The sequence below is a fragment of the Cobetia sp. BL01 genome (assembly GCF_056493605.1).
Genome location: NZ_JBVBEE010000005.1, coordinates 163426 through 180665, shown reverse-complemented (window position 1 = coordinate 180665; position 17240 = coordinate 163426). Strand labels below are relative to the sequence as shown.

Here is a 17240-nt window from a genome sequence, read left to right as displayed (position 1 = left end):
GCCTAGTCCTCGCGATCGAGAATGGTGGCGATCATCGCCGTGGTGGAGACGCCATCCTCGAAACCGAGCACACGCACCTCGCCACCGTTGGCGATCACCGCCTCGCCCCCGGCGATCTCTTCGGGACGATAGTCACCGCCCTTGACCAGCACATCCGGCAGCACGGCCTCGATCAGGCGTGCCGGGGTGTCTTCGCTGAAGGGCACGACCCAGGCGACCGCGCCGAGGCCCGCCAGCACCTGCATGCGACGCAGTACCGGGTTGATCGGACGCGTCGGCCCCTTGAGGCGTGCCACCGAGGCATCGTCATTGACCGCCACGATCAGACGGTCGCCCTGACGTGCCGCCTCCTGCAGGTAGGCCACATGACCGGCATGCAGGATGTCGAAGCAGCCATTGGTCATCACCACGCGCTCGCCGCGTGCCTGAGCGGCCTTCACTGCCGGGATGAGCGCGGACTCCTGGATCACGCCGAATTCCGCCAGCTTGTCACCATGCAGCGCGGTGTAGAGCTCCGCGACCGACAGGGTCGCGGTGCCCGGCTTGGCGACGACCAGGCCTGCGGCCAGATTGGCCAGCATCACGGCCTCCGGGAAGGCATGGCCAGCCGCCAGCGCCAGACCCAGTACGCCGATCACGGTGTCACCGGCACCGGTGACGTCATAGACCTCACGCGCATGCGTCGGCAGATGCAGCGGCTGATAGCCCTCGCGGATCAGGGTCATGCCCTTCTCGCTGCGCGTCACCAGCAGGGCTTCCAGCTCGAGCTCGGCACGCAGCGCCTCGCCCTTCTCAGCCAGTTCCTCATCGCTGCGGCATGGCCCGACGATGGTCTCGAATTCGGTCAGATTGGGCGTGATGATGCTGGCGCCACGATAGCGCGAGAAATCACTGCCCTTGGGGTCGACCAGCACGCGCTTGCCCGCCGCGCGCGCCGCGGCGATCAGCGCCTCGACCTGATTCAGCGAGCCCTTGCCGTAGTCGGAGAGAATCATCACGCCGCTGGCCCCCAGCTCGGCCTCGACATGGCGCACCAGCGCGCTGGTATCCACCTCGTGCAGCGGCTCCTCGAAATCAAGGCGCAGCAGCTGCTGATTGCGGCTCATCACGCGCAGCTTGGTGATGGTCGGCACGCTGTCACTGGCCTGGAAGCGCGTGATGACATTGGCGTTTTCCAGTGCGCGGGTCAGGATGGCGGCGTTGTCATCCTGACCGACCACACCGGCGAGAGTGGCATGCGCACCGAGCGACGCGATGTTGAGCGCGACGTTGGCGGCACCGCCCGGGCGGTCTTCACTCTCGCCGACGCGCACCACCGGCACCGGGGCTTCCGGCGAGATGCGTGAGGTGCCACCGTGCCAGTAGCGGTCGAGCATCACATCACCCACGACCAGCAGGCGAGCCTGTTCAAGCGCAGTCAGATCAAGCTTCATCAGGCGTCTCCGCGTGCAGAGGGAAATTCAGAAGAAGAGGTGTCAGTAGACGAGACAGCCGCGACCGGCAGACGTTCGCAACTCTGGCCGCGAATGACGCCATCGGTGTCCGCCAGCAGCTCAGCGAGGCGCGCGATGACATCCTCGGCGCGGATCAGGCTCATGGCGTCCTGATGGCGTACGCGCTGGCCCCAGTGGATCTCGTCCATCTGCTTGTGCAGATAGGTTTCCACCGCATCCGGATAGCGATTGACCACCAGATGCTGCCAGCAATAGGGCGCCGCACGCTCGGGGTTGGTGGTGGCGTACAGGCCGATCACCGGTGTATTGAGCGCATTGCCCATATGCACGGGGCCGGAGTCCGGCGCGATCACCGCGACGGCGCGATCGATCAGCGCCAGCAGGCCCTTGAGCGAGGTACCACCGATGGCATCGATGACCGCGCCTTCACTGACCAGCGCCTTGATGCGCGCGCCCATCTCGCGTTCCTGCGGGCTGCCGCCGCCGGTCATCACGCTGCGGATGCCGTATTGCTGCCAGGCATGATCGACGACCGCCGCATAGCCCTCGGCCGACCAGTTGCGGAAGTTGCGCAGGCGCGGATTGGCACACGGACTGATGACCAGATAGGGCGCTTCACCGGTCACGCGCGCCGCCTCACCATAGGCCTCGGGCGGCACATCGAGACGCCAGTCGAGCCGGCAGTCCTCGACACCCAGGGCACGTGCGAAGTCCATGAACGACTCCAGCACGTGAGCGCGCTCGCGCGGGGCCAGCTGATGGGAGGTAAAGAGGTACTGCCAGTCCTTGGCGCGCGCACGGTCGTAACCGATGCGCACTCGGGCCTTGAGGCCCAACGACAGAGCGCTGGCCCGCAGCGCCTGCTGCATGTGCAACAGCACATCGAAGTGCGTGTCCTTGAGCTGACGCCAGATGGCGCGCATGCCCGCAAGGCCGGTGGACTTGTCGTAGACCACGAACTCGACCCCGGTCAGGCCGGACAGTAGACTGTGCTCCCCCTTGCCGACGATCCAGGTAATGCGGGCCTCAGGCCACTGACGCTGCAAGGCGCGTACCGTTGGCACAAGATTGCAGACATCGCCGAGAGCGGAGAGCCGGAGCACGCAGATATGTGCGGGCTGGGCAGGGAGAGGATGCTTCATGCGGATGGCAGTTTTCCGAAATGAGAATGCCCACATTCTATATGATGGCGAAACAGCGCCACAAATGACGCCGGACTGGTTCATGCCATCGTTCTGGCGCGAACACGGCGCCGTGACCGGAGAAGCACCGGGGCGTGGGGCGAGTCTGTTCCTCGATGTCTGTCGTTTGCCCGCTGAGCTGCACCCCGTCCATGCCACTGGCGCCCCGGCTCAACGCTGGGCGCTGCGCCCCTATCGACGCGGGGGGCTGATCGCGAAGATCGCTCGTCAGCGCTACCTCTACACCGGCCTTGAGCGCACCCGCGCCTTCGCCGAGCTGCGCCTGACGGAAACGCTGCATCGCCAGGGGCTGCCGGTGCCAGAGCCGGTCGGCGCCTGCGTATGGCGGCATGGCCTGAGCTACGAGGCCGCCCTGATCACGGTACTGATTCCCGGCGCGCGCGCCTTCGCCGATGATCTGATCGCCCTCGAAGCACAGCGCCTGCCTGCCGGGGCCGAGCTGCCCGATTCCCTGCTGACAGTGCTGGAGACGACAGGTCGCGCCATTCGCGCCGTACATGACGCCGGGCTCGAGCATGTCGATCTCAACGCACGCAACCTGCTGGTCGATGAAGGCGGACGCGTCTACGTGATCGATCTCGATCGCTGCCAGCTGCATGACGAGGCTCCCACTGACGCACGCTGGCGCGAGAACAACCTCTCACGCCTGGGGCGCTCGCTGGCGCGCTTCACGCCGACACATCATGCGGCGTGCCTGGCCGCCATTCGCAGCGCCTATCACGCCTGACGCTTCAGCGTATCGCCCTGCAGGCATCGGTGCCCATGCAGTGTACGATAGCGACATGAATCGTCGGCAGGCGCATCATCCGATTCCCGCCTGCCACTGCGTCCCATCGGCGCCTGTCACACACGTGAGCCAGGCGCTCTCAAGACAGAGACCGTCATGAACCCGAGCGACGAGGCCCCGGCCGTCACCCCGACCGCCCCTCCTTCCGATGGCAAGCTGCGCACCGCCGTGCCCATCACCGGCTGCGTCATCACTCTCAATGAAGCCCACAACATCGAGGATTGCCTGCGCTCGCTGGCCCAGGTCTGCGATGAGCTGATCGTGGTCGATTCCGGCTCCACGGATGCCACCTGCGAGCTGGCGCGCGCCATGGGCGCCGTGGTGATCGACCAGCCCTACCTGGGTGACGGGCCGCAGAAGAACGTCGGACCGAGCCATGCCAGCCACCGCTGGGTGCTGTCACTGGACGCTGATGAACGCCTGACCGACGGCGCCGTCAGCGCCATCCGTGAACTGGCACTCGACAGCACGCCACATGATGGCTTCGCCCTGCGGCGTCGCAACTTCATCGGCTCGCGCTGGGTGCGCCATGCCGGCTGGTATCCCGACTACTGCCTGCGCCTGTATGACCGCGAGAAGCTCGCCTTCCGCGATTCGCGCCAGCACAGCTCCGTTCAGGCCAGCCACCCCTGCGAGCTGGATGCGGACCTTGAGCATTACAGCTTCGCCAATCTGGGTGAGCTGTTCGTCAAGGCCAGTGGCCGCTTCTCGAATCGCGCCGCCAAGATCATGTATCAGAAGGGAAAACGCGCCAACGCCTTCACGCCCTTCCTGCATGCCAGCAATGCCTTCATGCGCAAGTTCGTCTTCCAGGCCGGCTTCCGCGATGGCGTCGATGGCTTCTCGGTGGCGCTGTCCGCCAGCGTCAATGCCTACCTGAAATACGCCAAGCTGCTGGAATTCCAGCGCGACGCCAAGGTGCGTGAGGCGGAAGACTTCAACAAGGTATGGTGACCATGACCTCTGCTTGTGAGCAGGCGGCGTCGCAAGCTCCGTCTCGGCCGCTGCACGTGCGCCACGTCAATCTGGCCCGCGGCTTTCGCGGCGGTGAGCGCCAGACGCTCAACCTGATCGCGGACCTGGCGCGACGCGCCAGCCCGGGAGAGAACGGCGAAGCCGGCGCGCCGATCCGTCAGTCGCTGGTGTGCCTGCAAGGCTCGCCATTGATCACCGAACTGGCGGCGCTCGAGTTGCCCGTGACGGTGGACGTCATCGAGATCCACGGGCGCTTCAAGGGCCATCTCGGTCAGCCTCGCGCCGATATCGTGCATGCTCACGAAGCCAAGGCCGTGCACTGGGCGTGGCTGCATCAGCGCCTCACCGGCACGCCTTATCTGCTGACCCGCCGGGTGCCTCAGCCGGTGAAGGACAAGTGGTTCAATCGTCTGACCTATCGCGCCGCCGTCTGCCGGGTGGCGATTTCCTCGGTGATCGAGTCACACCTGCGTGAGCGCCAGTGGGGGGAGACGGCTCTGATTCCCAGCACCCTCGCCCACCTGCCCAGCGATGAGACAGCCGTGGACAGACTGCGGGAGCGCTTCGGCAATACGCCCGCTGGGGGTCGCTTCGTCGTCGGGCATGTCGGTGCGCTGGTGGACCGCCACAAGGGCCAGCGAGTGCTGATCGAGGCGGCCCGTCAGCTGCGCGACAGTCACCCGCAGCTGCTGTTCGTCTGCCTGGGCGCGGGAGAGGATGAAGCCGCCTTCAAGGCGGAGAGCGCCGATCTGGACAATCTTGTCTGGGAGGGTTTCCACACCAATGTCGGCGACTATCTGGAAGCCTTCGATCTGTTCGCCTTCCCGTCACGCAATGAAGGACTTGGCTCGATTCTGCTCGACGTGATGGATCACGGCGTCCCGATCATCGCAAGCGAGGTGGATGGCATCCCCGATATCGTGCATGACAATGCCACCGGCGTGCTGGTGCCCACCGACGATGCACAGGCGCTGGCCAGCGCCATCGTGGCACTCGTCGCTGATGCACCACGTCGGGAGCGGCTGGTCTCGGGCGCGCGGGCGCATCTGACTCGCTTCACCCCCAGCGCCATGGGCGAGGCCTATCTGGGGCTTTATCAGCGACTGGCACGCTAGACCGCTTTTCGCCTCAGGCATCTATCGCCTAAGTACCTGTCGCCCAAGTACCTGCTGTCGCTCGAACAGAGAGAACGAAAAAGCCCTGTTTCATGTGAAACATCACGATGAAACAGGGCTTTTTCGTTTTTATAAACAACAGGTTATCGGCTCAACTGCCGGAATTTGCATCCTCGAGTCCACGCAGATCTGGCCACCCCTCATCCACTCCCAGCACGGGATAGGTCTTGGGGTCCAGCGGGCCGGGTTCGCTTTCGGGACGACACTCTTGCAGCGCAGCCTGCAGACGCCGCAGAGCCTCATCACCTTCGGCACCGGCGGTCACCTTGTCCCAGAACTCACGATGTACCGCCTTGATGACGACAGGCACGCGGGGCACTCCCACCTGCTGCGCCATCGCCAGGCGATGCAGGCCACGATTGATCTTGAGCAGACGGCCATCACGCGTCACCGCGACGCCCATCTCATCCTTGGTGATGCCCTGGCGGAAGCCATTGGCGGCCATGTCCTGCAGATAACCGCGATAACAGCGCAGGTAACCGAGAATCTGTTCCTCACTGTCCATCAGCAGGCCATCACGCGGCGATGCCCAGGGCTTGCCCGCCTCCAGCAAGGCCTTGAGCTGCTGATAACGCTCGGTCACCGTCAGATCATCACCATGCTCGATCAGGTCACGCATCAGGCGCGAGCGTGAGCCGAAGCGGAAGGCGCCACGCCGCAGGTCCCAGTCGCCGTCCCAGATGAAGGCGTTGGAGGAAGGCCGCTTGCGCTTGTCACGCCCGAAGTTGACGTCGCGCACCAGTTCACGCGGATTGATCCACAGTGTCAGCGCCTCTGGTCCCATCACGTCTTCCACGGCATGTCGCGGCAAGCCACGCTGCTCAAGCCCCTGATGGCGCGAGCGATGCCGGCACCAGCGCACCAGCCATGCCCGGCTGAACGGCAGTACCAGGTGCTGCTCACACCAGGCACGCCACGCCTCGATACGCTGTGCACGCGTCATCGCCCCGCGCATCCGCGGATGGATCAGATCATCCGTCGTACGATTCTTCGGCAAGCTCACCGCTCATCCTCATCCAGCGCGATCGCCGTCAGCAATCGCTCAGGCGCGATGTGATTCAGGCAGTTGGTATGCCCCAACGGACAGACGCGCTTGAAACACGGTGAGCACTCCAGCGCCAGCCAGTGAATCTCGCGATTGGCCGTCAGCGGGGGCGTGTAATGTGGTGACGAGGAGCCGTAGATGCCCTGGATACGGGCCCCTACCGCGGCCGCCACATGCATCAGGCCGGAATCATTGCTGACCACTTCCCGACACTCGGCGATCAGATCCACCGCATCCGCCAGTCGCGTCTTGCCACACAGGTTGTGGACGCCGGCCAGCCCCTGGGCAATCTCCTCACCGGCCGCCACATCCTTGGGACCGCCAAAGATACGCACCTCCGCCCCGGCCTGCGTCAGTGACTCGGCAAGCTCGCGAAAGTGCGCCAGTGGCCACTGCTTGGCCGGCCCGTATTCCGCGCCCGGCATCATGCCGATGATGGGGGCCGGTGGCGCACTCAGGCCCAGCGCCTCGCGCAGACGCCGCTGATTGGCGCTGTCGGTGACGAGACAGGGTTCGGGGATGCGCTGCGGCGGGTTGGACTCGTCCAGCGGCAAGCCCAGTGAGGTGAAGCGCTTGACGGTCTGATCGAGAATCGACTTGTCGAGCTTGCGGCACTCGGTGAGCAGGCCGTGGCGCTGCTCACCGGTGAAGCCGACCCGCACTGGAATACGCGCGAAGAATGGCACCAGCGCCGACTTCCAGGAGCGCGGCAGCACGATGGCGCGATCGAAACGCCCGCGCAGCGAGCGCCCCAGTCGCCAGCGCGCCTTGAGGGCGAAGTCGCCATGCCCCGCCGGCAGTGCCAGCGCTTCCTCGACCTCGGGCATGCGCTCGATGATCGGTTGCGACCAGGCGGGCGCCAGCACACTGATCCGGCAGCCGGGCGAGCGCTGCTTCAACGTCATGAACAGGCTCTGCGCCATCACCATGTCGCCGACCCAGCTGGGCCCGACCACCAGAATGCGCTCACTCATGCCTTGCTCCTCTTCACGGCCAACCCTCTTTGCGGATGCGCTTGCCCTGCCCCATCGCACTTGCGATGCAGGCGCCCATGCTCATTCCACACGCGCTTACCCTCAGTCCACACGAGCTCAGTCCACACGAGCTCAGTCCACACGTGCTCAGACTCAGCGATTCAGCCATTCGAGATAGGCGCGAGTGCCCTGGGCAACGGTCTTGAACTCGACGTTGCAGCCGGCCTTGCGCAGCTTGCCGATGTCGGCACGCGTGAAGCTCTGGTAGCGGCCCTTGAGGTTTTCCGGGAAGTCGATGTACTCGATCTCGCCCTTCTCGTAGTACTCGATGACGGTCTCGGCGATCGCCTTGAACGGCTCGGCACGGCCGGTGCCCAGGTTGAAGATGCCGGAGGCTTCCGGGTGATCGAGGAACCACAGATTGACGTCGACCACATCACCGACGTAGACGAAGTCACGGCTCTGCATGCCGGCTTCATAGCCATCGTAGGCGCCGAACAGCTTCGGGTTCTCGCCCGCCTTCACCTGGGTGTGATGGTGGTAGGCGACGCTGGCCATCTTGCCCTTGTGCTGCTCACGCGGGCCATAGACATTGAAATAGCGGAAGCCGACCACCTGGGTGGTCAGGCTGTCCCAACGCTGGCGCACGTGCTGATCGAACAGCAGCTTGGAGTAGCCGTAGACGTTGAGCGGCCCTTCGAACTCCGGTGTTTCCTTGAAGACCTGGCTGTCGCCATAGGTCGCCGCGGAGCTCGCGTAGAGGAAGGGAATCTGATTCGCCTCACAGAAGTTGAGCAGCACCTTGGAGTACTCGAAGTTGTTCTCGAGCATGAACTGGCCGTCCCACTCGGTGGTATCGGAGCAGGCGCCCTCGTGGAAGATCGCCTCGATCTTCGGCAGCTCGGCATACTCCCCCATCAGGCTCGACTGGACGCGAATCAGGAAATCGTCCTTGTCGAGATAGTCGGCAATGGTCAGATCCGCCAGATTGACGAACTTGGTGCCGTCACTCAGGTCATCCACCACCAGGATATCGGTACGGCCGCGATCATTGAGTGCCTTGACGATATTGGCACCGATGAAGCCGGCGCCTCCGGTAACGACGATCATTTGAGCTCCCAGAGCCTCTCAGAGGCTTGTAGGCAATACGCGCGTGCAGGGACGCGACGCATCAGAATTTGGAAATGGCACGCACTCGGTTACGTCTGCGGCCTATAACCCGATAAGCGGGGATTGTATACTTGGCAGTTCTCGAATTCATGGGCCAACGGGCTTCACCAATGACACAGCCAGACGTGAAAACCTTCCAGGGCCTGATTCTGGCCCTGCAGCAATACTGGGCCGAACAGGGTTGCATCATCCTGCAGCCATTGGATATGGAGGTTGGCGCGGGGACTTTCCACCCGGCGACCTTCCTGCGCTCCATCGGTCCTGAAACCTGGAACGCTGCGTATGTGCAGCCTTCCCGCCGTCCCACCGACGGCCGCTACGGCGAAAATCCCAATCGCCTGCAGCACTACTACCAGTTCCAGGTGGTGATGAAGCCGTCACCGGCCAACCTGCAGGAGCTCTATCTGGGCTCGCTGGAGCGTCTGGGCATTGACCCGCTGGTCCACGACATCCGCTTCGTCGAGGACAACTGGGAATCCCCGACGCTGGGCGCCTGGGGACTTGGCTGGGAAATGTGGCTCAACGGCATGGAAGTGACCCAGTTCACCTACTTCCAGCAGGCAGGCGGCATCGAGTGCTTCCCGGTCACCGGCGAGCTGACCTACGGTCTCGAGCGCATCGCGATGTACCTCCAGGACGTGGACAGCGTCTACGACCTGATCTGGACCACCGCACCGGACGGCTCCGTGGTCACCTACGGCGATGTCTTCCTGCAGAACGAGAAGGAGCAGTCCGCCTACAACTTCGAGCACGCTGCCGTGCCGGAGCTGTTCGCTGCCTTCGATCACTGCGAGAGCGAATGTCAGAAGCTGCTGGCGGCCAACCTGCCGCTGCCGGCCTATGAGCAGGTGCTGAAGGCCTCCCACACCTTCAACCTGCTGGATGCGCGTCACGCCATCTCCGTCACCGAGCGTCAGCGTTACATCCTGCGCGTGCGCACCCTCGCCCGCGACGTGGCCCACGCCTATTACGACTCGCGCAAGGCCGCTGGCTTCCCGCTGGCACCACAGGCACTGCGTGACGAGCTGCTCGCCGCCGATGACACCACTACCGAGGGAGACGCGTCAGCATGACCTCCGTGAATACCCTGCTGATCGAACTGGGCTGCGAAGAACTGCCGCCGGGTGCTATCGATGCCCTCGCCGACGGCCTGGCCAATGGCCTGGCCGATGGCCTGCGTGAGGCCGAAGTCGCCTTCGGTCAGGTCCGCGCCTACGCCACACCACGTCGTCTGGCAGTGATGATCGAGTCGCTGGCCGAGCGTCAACCGGACCGCGAGATCGAGAAGCGTGGACCGGCCAAGGCTGCGGCCTTCAAGGATGGTGAGCCGACCCGCGCCGTGCAGGGCTTCGCTCGCTCCTGCGGTGTCGAGGTCAGTGATCTGATCGAGCTGGAAACCGACAAGGGCATCTGGCTCGGCTATCGTCATACCCAGCCGGGTGAGCATCTTTCCGCCCTGCTGCCGGCCATGCTGGAACAGGTCGTCGCCCGCCTGCCGGTGCCGAAGAACATGCGCTGGGGTGCCTCACGCATCGAATTCTCTCGTCCAGTGCATTGGCTGGTCGCGCTCTACGGCAGCGAAGTGATCGAGGCCAGCGTGCTGGGCCTCGAGGCAGGCCGCACCACCTTCGGTCATCGCTTCCATGCCCCGCAGGCCATCACGCTGGCGCACGCCGAGGACTACCTCGACGCGCTGGAAGATGCCCGCGTGCTGGCCAACCGTGAAGTACGCCGTGAGCGCATCCGCGAACAGGTCCAGGCCGAGGCGGAAGTCTATGGCGCCAATGCCGTCATCGAGGAAGCCCTCCTCAACGAGGTCAACGGTCTCGTGGAATGGCCGGTCGCACTGACGGGCACCTTCGATGAGCGCTTCCTGGAAGTGCCGGCGGAGTGTCTGATCTCCTCCATGAAGGCCAACCAGAAGTACTTCCACCTGCTGGACAACGACGGCAAGCTCAAGCCGGCCTTCATCACCATCTCCAATATCGAGAGCAAGGACCCGCAACAGGTCATCTCCGGTAACGAGAAGGTGATTCGTCCGCGTCTGGGCGATGCCGCCTTCTTCTACGAGACCGACCTGCGCAGCACGCTGGAATCGCGTCGCGAGAAGCTCGAGAGCGTCGTCTTCCAGCAGAAGCTGGGCAGCATGGCCGACAAGGCCCGTCGCAGCGAAGCCGTGGCCCGCCACATCGCGGAGCGCATCGGTGCCGATGTCGAGCATGCCGCACGCGCCGCACAGCTGGCCAAGACCGACCTGGTCACCGAGATGGTGCTGGAGTTCCCGGAACTGCAGGGCATCATGGGCCACTACTACGCCCGTCACGATGGCGAAGATGCCACCGTCGCGCGTGCGCTGGAAGAACAGTATCTGCCGCGCTTCGCCGGCGATGCGATTCCCACGACCAAGGCCGGCATGGCGATCGCCCTGGCCGACCGTCTCGACACCCTGACCGGCATCTTCGGCATCGGTCAGCGTCCGACCGGCGCCAAGGACCCGTTCGCGCTGCGTCGTGCCACCATCGGGGTGCTCAACATCCTGATCAAGGGCGAACTGGACCTCGACCTGCGCGAGCTGCTGACCGTCAGCGCCGAGCAGCATCGTGACCTGCCCAAGGCCGAAGGACTGGTCGAGGACGTGCTCGAGTACATGCTCGATCGCTTCCGCGCCTGGGCCAGTGACGAGGGCATGGGTGCCGAACTGTACCTGGCCGTGCGTACCCTGAAGATCAGCAACCCGCTGGACTTCGCGCGTCGTCTGCGTGCCGTGCACGCCTTCGGCGAACGCCCGGAAGCCGCCGCTCTGGCAGCCGCCAACAAGCGCGTCTCTAACATCCTCGCCAAGGCCGAGCACGATGGCCGCACCGAGGTGGACACGAGCCTGTTGAGTGAGCCGGCCGAGCAGGCACTGGCAGAGGCCCTCAAGGCACGTGGCGCGGAAGTGGCACCGCTGTTCGCGGCGGCACGCTACCAGGAAGCCCTCGATACGCTGGCCAGCCTGCGCGAGCCGGTCGATGCCTTCTTCGATCAGGTCATGGTCAACGCCGACGATGCCGCCGTGCGCGCCAATCGCCTGGCGATGCTGGCCAGTCTGCAAGGCCTGTTCATGGGTGTGGCCGACATCAGCCTGCTGACCCAATAAGGGCTGCCGGCCCACGGTGTCCCCGACATCGGTAAATGGCAGTCTCTGCAAAAGAACCCCGCCACGGCGGGGTTCTTTTGCATCCAGCCTCCTCGAAATGACGTATTGCGTGACAGGATTACACGCAATGTGGTCGCGATGTCACAAATTCTGCCTTGATCCCCTACCTAGGTCGCACTAGAATCCAGTATAGAAACAGTGTTCGAAAAGCGTGGCAGCCTGTCGCACCCACGCTCTTCGGTCACTCGGCGCCATTTGCCCAATCCCCGTGCGAGCGTCATCTTGTGACTTGGCTCACAATTTCCCAGGCAAAGCGGCGACCCCCTGACAAGCAGCCCGGCTGACGCCCCTGACTGCCCTGAGGTGAAGAGTTGACCATGCAAAAACTGATCGTGCTCGACCGTGATGGTGTCATCAATGAAGACTCCGATGCCTTCGTCAAGAATGCCGAGGAGTGGATCGAATACCCCACCTCCATTCAGGCCATCGCTCGCCTGACGCGAGCGGGCTATACCGTGGCCGTCGCGACCAATCAGTCCGGCATCGCTCGCGGCCACTTCGGTCACCGGGAACTCGACCAGATGCACGCCAAGATGATGCAGCTGGTGAAGGAAGCCGGTGGCGATATCGCCCACATCGCCTACTGCCCGCATGGCCCGGATGATGGCTGTGACTGCCGTAAACCGGAACCCGGCCTGCTGCACCAGATTCAGGACGCTCTGCAGATTCCGGACTTCGAAGGCGCCTGGATGCTGGGCGACAGTCTGCGCGATCTGGTCGCTGGTCAGAAGGCCGGTTGTCGCGCCGCGCTGGTGATGACCGGCAAGGGCCAGAAGACACTGGCCGATGGCGAGGGCCTCAAGGACGTGCTGGTGGTCGCCAACCTGGCCGACTTCACCAACCGCCTGCTGGATGGCGAGCTCAACCACGCCATGTCGGATGGTGAGCCGGGAAAGTCCCAGCGCCGCTGCGTGAGCTGTGAAGCCGCTGCCGAGAGCTATCTGTGAGACACACAAGCCGCGCGCACTCCCTGCGCCGGCATGTGCTTGCCCCTCTATTCAATAGCGGCGATATGCTACCCTTCAGACATGAATCCGGGCAGGCAACGGCCTGCCCATCTCACTCCCTCATGCTGGAGGCCTCGTATGCCACTGCTGGATAGCTTCACAGTCGACCACACCATCATGAAAGCCCCTGCCGTGCGCGTGGCCAAGAAGATGGGAACCCCCAAGGGCGACAACATCACCGTATTTGATCTGCGTTTCTGCGTGCCGAATGAAGAAATTCTCTCCGAGAAGGGCATTCACACGCTGGAACATCTGTTCGCTGGCTTCATGCGCGAGCACCTCAATGGTGATGGCGTCGAGATCATCGACATCTCGCCGATGGGTTGCCGTACCGGCTTCTACATGAGCCTGATCGGCGAGCCGGACGAAGCCCGGGTTGCCGCTGCCTGGTCTGCCGCCATGCAGGACGTGTTGAACGTCGCACGCCAGGAAGAGATTCCGGAGCTCAACGTCTATCAGTGCGGTACTGCACAGATGCATTCTCTGGAAGAAGCCAAGCAGATCGCCAGCAACATCCTGTCACGCGATATCGGCATCAATCGCAATGATGAGCTGAAGCTGGACGAAGGCTTCCTCAATCAGGCGCATTGAGTCTTGAGACACCAAGTCTTGAGATACCAAGCCTTGAGGCACCGGACTTGATCAGCCTGTCGAGTGCGCCGGGTCCTTGAACGAAAAAGCCCGCTATCTGACCTGATCAGATAGCGGGCTTTTTTCATGCCACAACATCCCGAGCGAGTGACGCGAATGCCCGATTCCAACAGCCATGCCTTTGATTTCACGACTTTCCTGGCAGACAAGGAAGCGTGGTCAGCACCGAATGAACTCGTCCCCTACCGCTGTCGCGATGGCAGCAGCCTGGGCTGTCGTCACTACCACCCGACGCGCATTCCAGCGATCACGACACACCTCATCCTGCTGCATGGTTCCAGTGCTGACAGTCGCTACCTCGCCTCACTGGCAACGCATCTGGCCACTGAGGGGTATCACGTCCACACGCCTGACTTGCGTGGCCATGGCCCGACGCCTGCCCGGCGCGGCGATATCGATCACCCGCTGCAGCTCGAGGAGGATCTTGAAGATCTGATCCGCTCACTGGATCTCCCCGCTGACGCCAGCTTGTGGATCGCCGGGCACTCTGCGGGAGGCGGCCTGGCACTGCGGTTCGCGGCATCCGCTCTGGAAAACGGGCTTGCCGGCATCCCGCTGGCTGGCCTCATTCTGCTGGCTCCCTATCTGGATCACCTCGCCCCCAACATGCGTCGCGATTCCCGCTGGGCACAACCGCGGATAGCACGCATGCTGACATGCATGCTCTTGAACAAGCTGTCCATCCATCGCCTGGATCATCTCGAGGTACTCACCTTCAACATTCCCGCTGAATATCGCGATGCCAACACCACGAGCGCTTACTCCTGGCGCTTGATGACAGGCCTCAATCCACGCCATTACCAACGAGATCTCGAGACTCTGTCACGGCATCACGTGCCCTTGCTGGCATTGATCGGTGATCAGGATGAGGCGTTTCACGCCGACCGACTCGAGGAATGCCTGCAGCCGCAACATCCCGCCGCGCACGTCACGATACTCGAGGACGTGGATCATCTGGGGCTGGCGACGGCAACCGTCACGGCAGAGCGTATCGCTGAATGGCTGACAAGCGATCCGGCAGCCTGAGACGGCCCCGTGCCTCATTCTGTCATCCCCCTCTTCCCTTTCTCATTTCTCCTTTGTGCCGCCTTCTGCACGCTCCAGCTCTGGCAGCAAGGCATAAAAAAAGCCCTGATCAAGGATCAGGGCTTTTTTTTCAGCTGGCGACGATCACGACATCAGACGTCGAGATTGGCCACCAGGGCGAAGCGCTCGATGAAGTCACGACGCGGCTCGACCTCATCTCCCATCAGGGTGTTGAACATCTGATCGGCACCGATCGCGTCTTCGACCGTCACACGCAGCATGCGGCGTGATTCCGGATCCATGGTGGTTTCCCACAACTGATCCGGATTCATTTCTCCCAGCCCCTTGTAGCGCTGGATGCTGAAGCCACGCGCCGCTTCCTTCATCAGCCAGTCAAGTGCCTCGTAGAAGGTGACGACCTCCTTCTTGCGCTCACCGCGTGAGACATAGCTGCCCGCCTCCAGCAAGCCTTCCAGCATGGAGCCCAGCTCGCTGATCTCACGGTAGTCCGCGGACTTGAAGAAATCGACGTCCCACAGATAGTCACTGCTGACACCGTGCGCCGTCAGTGTGACTGCCGGCAGATAGAGGTTGCGCTCACTGTCATGGCTGAGGCTGAAGCTGTAGTGCGGGCCGCCCTCATAGGCGATCAGGTCATCCATTTCCTTCTGGAGACCATCGATCCAGCCCTGCACCATGGCTTCATCCTTCAGTGCCGACTCATCCAGATGCGGGGCATGCACGATCTTGCGCAGCACGGCAGACGGATAGACGCGCGCCAGACGATCGATACGCTTCATCACGCCGCGATACTGATTGACCAGTGCTTCGAGCTGAGCGCCAGCGATACCCGGCGCATCGGCATTGACGTGCAGCTTGCCGCCGTCCAGCGCCGTGGCTGTCAGGTAATCCTGAAGCGCCTGCTCATCCTTCAGATACTGCTCGTGCTTGCCACGCTTGATCTTGTAGAGCGGTGGCTGCGCGATGAAGATATGACCACGCTCGATCAGCTCCGGCATCTGACGGAAGAAGAAGGTCAACAGCAGCGTACGAATGTGCGAACCATCGACGTCAGCATCCGTCATGATGATCACGGAGTGGTAACGCAGCTTGTCAGGATTGAACTCCTCCCGACCAATACCGCAGCCCAGCGCCGTGATCAGCGTGCCGACTTCTGCAGATGACAGCATCTTGTCGAAGCGCGCCTTCTCGACGTTGAGGATCTTGCCCTTCAGCGGCAGGATCGCCTGGGTACGACGATCACGCCCCTGCTTGGCGGAACCGCCGGCAGAATCACCCTCGACCAGATACAGTTCGGAAAGACTCGGGTCCTTCTCCTGGCAATCAGCCAGCTTGCCCGGCAGCCCCGCGATATCCAGTGCACCCTTGCGACGCGTCATGTCACGCGCCTTGCGGGCCGCTTCACGCGCACGTGCCGCATCCAGCATCTTGTTGACGATGGCCTTGGCTTCGTTGGGCTTCTCGATCAGGTACTCGGAGAACAGACGGCCCATTTCCTGCTCGACCGCTGTCTTGACCTCGGAGGACACCAGCTTGTCCTTGGTCTGCGAGGAGAACTTCGGATCCGGCACCTTGACCGAGATGATCGCGGTCAGGCCTTCACGAGCATCATCCCCGGTGGTGCCGACCTTGGACTTCTTGAGCAGCCCTTCCGCCTCGATGTAGCTGTTGAGGGTACGGGTCAAGGCTGCACGGAAGCCCGCCAGGTGAGTTCCGCCATCCCGCTGAGGGATATTGTTGGTGTAGCAGAAGATGTTCTCGGAGAAAGCATCATTCCACTGCATCGCCACCTCGACACCGATACCGTCCTCGCGCTCCATTTCAAAATGGAACACCGGATTCAAGGCTGCCTTGTTGGTGTTGAGGTGATCCACGAACGCCTTGAGACCGCCCTCATAGTGGAAGAGCTCTTCCTTGCCGCTACGCTCGTCGATCAGACGAATCGCCACACCTGAATTCAGGAAGGAGAGTTCCCGCAGACGCTTGGCCAGAATCTCGTAGTGAAACGCGATGTTGCCGAACGTCAGCGGTGAGGGCTTGAAGCGCACCAGGGTGCCGGACTTCTCGGTGTTGCCGACCACTGCCAACGGGGCCTCTGGCACGCCGTGACGATAGATCTGCTCATGGACCTTGCCCTGACGCCAGATGGTCAGCTTCAGCTCTTCGGACAGCGCGTTGACGACGGATACGCCAACGCCATGCAGGCCGCCGGAGACCTTGTAGGAATTGTCATCGAACTTACCACCAGCATGCAGCACCGTCATGATGACCTCAGCTGCGCTGACGCCCTCTTCCTCATGAATCTCGGTCGGCACGCCACGGCCGTTGTCGCTGACGGAGACCGACTCATCGGCGTGGATGACCACGCGGACTTCGCTACAGTGCCCTGCCAGCGCCTCGTCGATGGAATTATCCACCAGCTCGAACACCATGTGATGCAGCCCCGTGCCATCATCGGTATCGCCGATGTACATCCCGGGGCGCTTGCGTACGGCATCCAGGCCCTTGAGGACCTTGATGCTCGATGAGTCGTAAGCCTGTTCGCTCATTGGCT

Annotated in this window: 14 protein-coding genes; 8 read left to right on the top strand and 6 right to left on the bottom strand. The window is 63.0% G+C overall.

The features are described from left to right. Positions 1–2: 2 nt before the first annotated feature. On the bottom strand, positions 3–1433 hold the full coding sequence (hldE, locus tag ACZYGA_RS11410) for a bifunctional D-glycero-beta-D-manno-heptose-7-phosphate kinase/D-glycero-beta-D-manno-heptose 1-phosphate adenylyltransferase HldE (RefSeq protein WP_479399228.1): 1431 nt from the start codon (positions 1431–1433) through the stop codon (positions 3–5). Further along, positions 1433–2596: a glycosyltransferase family 9 protein gene (locus tag ACZYGA_RS11405; RefSeq protein ID WP_077379708.1), complete on the bottom strand. Its 1164-nt coding sequence runs from the start codon at positions 2594–2596 to the stop codon at positions 1433–1435. Before ACZYGA_RS11405 ends, hldE begins: the two co-directional genes overlap by 1 nt. Here ACZYGA_RS11405 and ACZYGA_RS11400 point away from each other — a divergent pair. The 3 genes from ACZYGA_RS11400 to ACZYGA_RS11390 all read left to right on the top strand — a co-directional run bounded on the left by ACZYGA_RS11400 (position 2595) and on the right by ACZYGA_RS11390 (position 5533). Continuing rightward, a complete protein-coding gene (locus ACZYGA_RS11400; protein WP_479399226.1) occupies positions 2595–3383 on the top strand; it encodes a 3-deoxy-D-manno-octulosonic acid kinase in 789 nt (262 codons plus the stop codon). The two genes, ACZYGA_RS11405 and ACZYGA_RS11400, sit on opposite strands and share 2 nt — an antisense overlap. A 156-nt stretch (positions 3384–3539) precedes the next feature. Continuing rightward, positions 3540–4397 carry a glycosyltransferase family 2 protein gene (locus ACZYGA_RS11395; RefSeq protein WP_136939488.1) on the top strand — a complete coding sequence of 286 codons (858 nt, stop codon included), beginning with the start codon at positions 3540–3542 and terminating at the stop codon, positions 4395–4397. Between the two features lie 2 nt (positions 4398–4399). Beyond that, a complete protein-coding gene (locus tag ACZYGA_RS11390; protein WP_479399225.1) occupies positions 4400–5533 on the top strand; it encodes a glycosyltransferase family 4 protein in 1134 nt (377 codons plus the stop codon). Between the two features lie 151 nt (positions 5534–5684). Here the strand turns inward: ACZYGA_RS11390 and ACZYGA_RS11385 are convergent, their stop codons facing one another. From ACZYGA_RS11385 to rfaD, 3 genes are all read right to left on the bottom strand, one after another. Further along, positions 5685–6590, bottom strand: coding sequence for a hypothetical protein (locus ACZYGA_RS11385; RefSeq protein ID WP_479399224.1), 906 nt, complete (start codon positions 6588–6590; stop codon positions 5685–5687). A 2-nt stretch (positions 6591–6592) separates the two neighbouring features. After that, on the bottom strand, positions 6593–7612 hold the full coding sequence (gene waaF, locus ACZYGA_RS11380) for a lipopolysaccharide heptosyltransferase II (protein WP_271302748.1): 1020 nt from the start codon (positions 7610–7612) through the stop codon (positions 6593–6595). A gap of 153 nt (positions 7613–7765) precedes the next feature. Continuing rightward, positions 7766–8722, bottom strand: a complete 957-nt coding sequence (rfaD, locus tag ACZYGA_RS11375; protein WP_077379721.1) for an ADP-glyceromanno-heptose 6-epimerase — start codon at positions 8720–8722, stop codon at positions 7766–7768. A gap of 170 nt (positions 8723–8892) precedes the next feature. On the opposite strand from rfaD, the gene glyQ reads away from it, so the two are divergent. The 5 genes from glyQ (at position 8893) to ACZYGA_RS11350 (ending at position 14665) form a co-directional block, all read left to right on the top strand. Beyond that, entirely contained in the window at positions 8893–9855 is a 963-nt protein-coding gene (gene glyQ, locus ACZYGA_RS11370) for a glycine--tRNA ligase subunit alpha (protein ID WP_103751491.1), read from the top strand. After that, complete coding sequence (gene glyS / locus ACZYGA_RS11365; RefSeq protein ID WP_479399222.1) at positions 9852–11921, top strand: glycine--tRNA ligase subunit beta; 2070 nt, start codon at positions 9852–9854, stop codon at positions 11919–11921. Before glyQ ends, glyS begins: the two co-directional genes overlap by 4 nt. Positions 11922–12298: 377 nt before the next feature. Further along, complete coding sequence (gene gmhB, locus ACZYGA_RS11360) at positions 12299–12928, top strand: D-glycero-beta-D-manno-heptose 1,7-bisphosphate 7-phosphatase (RefSeq protein WP_077379725.1); 630 nt, start codon at positions 12299–12301, stop codon at positions 12926–12928. Positions 12929–13066: 138 nt separating this feature from the next. Then, on the top strand, positions 13067–13579 hold the full coding sequence (luxS, locus tag ACZYGA_RS11355) for an S-ribosylhomocysteine lyase (protein ID WP_077379728.1): 513 nt from the start codon (positions 13067–13069) through the stop codon (positions 13577–13579). 156 nt (positions 13580–13735) lie between these two features. Further along, on the top strand, positions 13736–14665 hold the full coding sequence (locus tag ACZYGA_RS11350) for an alpha/beta hydrolase (protein ID WP_479399220.1): 930 nt from the start codon (positions 13736–13738) through the stop codon (positions 14663–14665). A 152-nt stretch (positions 14666–14817) separates the two neighbouring features. Here ACZYGA_RS11350 and gyrB read toward each other — a convergent pair whose 3' ends face one another. Next, complete coding sequence (gene gyrB / locus ACZYGA_RS11345; RefSeq protein ID WP_084209549.1) at positions 14818–17235, bottom strand: DNA topoisomerase (ATP-hydrolyzing) subunit B; 2418 nt, start codon at positions 17233–17235, stop codon at positions 14818–14820. Between the last annotated feature and the right edge of the window lie 5 nt (positions 17236–17240).